The sequence below is a fragment of the Rhizobacter sp. P2_H2 genome (genome assembly GCF_056403375.1).
On sequence record NZ_JBFUFP010001570.1, the window covers coordinates 1 to 885 of the forward strand.

1 protein-coding gene is annotated in these 885 nt (G+C 68.8%); it reads right to left on the bottom strand.

The window, feature by feature from the left end; translation table 11 throughout:
- On the bottom strand, positions 1-749 hold a 749-nt coding region (locus AC1D15_RS34805), incomplete at its 3' end, for an aldo/keto reductase (protein WP_477829666.1).
- Positions 750-885 lie beyond the last annotated feature (136 nt).

Sequence of the window (885 nt, forward strand, 5' to 3'; positions counted from 1 at the left end):
GTCTGCGCCCGCGCGGTCGCGCCGCCGGCCTTGTCGTCACGGGCCCGGTTGCCGGCCAGGAAGCCGCGTGCCAGCGGGCTCCACGGGATCAGGCCCACGCCCTGGTCGCGGCACAGCGGAATCATCTCGCGCTCTTCCTCGCGGTAGGCCAGGTTGTAGTGGTTCTGCATGCTGATGAACGGCGTCCAGCCGTGGCGGCGCGCGGTCTCCTGCATCTTCGCGAACTGCCAGGCCCACATCGAACTCGCCCCCAGGTAGCGCACCTTGCCCGCCTTCACCAGGTCGTGCAGCGCCTCCATCGTCTCCTCGACCGGCGTGTTCGGGTCGAAGCGGTGGATCTGGTAGAGGTCGATGTAGTCGGTCTTCAGGCGGGCGAGGCTCGCATCGACCGCATGGAACAAGCGCTTGCGGCTCAGGCCGTGCAGGTTCGGCGGAGCCTGGTCGAACGCGGTCGCGGCGTTGCGGTATTCCATCTCGACCAGGTAGTAGGCCTTGCTCGCGATGACGACCTCGTCGCGCCGGCAGAACTCGCGGATGAAGCGGCCGGTCAGCACCTCGCTCTCGCCGGACGAGTACATGTCGGCGGTGTCGAAGAAGTTGATGCCGAGCTCGACAGCGCGCTGCACCAGCGGCCGGCTCGCGGCCTCGTCGAGCACCCAGGGCCGCCAGTCGGGGCGGCCGTAGGTCATCATGCCGAGCGCGATGCGCGACACCTGCAGGCCGCTGCGGCCGAGTCGGATGGTTTTCATGGCCGCCAGCGTAGCGCCTGCGGCAAGGCATCAGCGCGTGTGGGCAAGCATCCACTGGTAGATGTTGCGGCCGGTCTCGACCTGCGCGGCCGGGTCGTAGGTGCGCGTCCACGAATCGTGGCCGACGCCCGGGTAC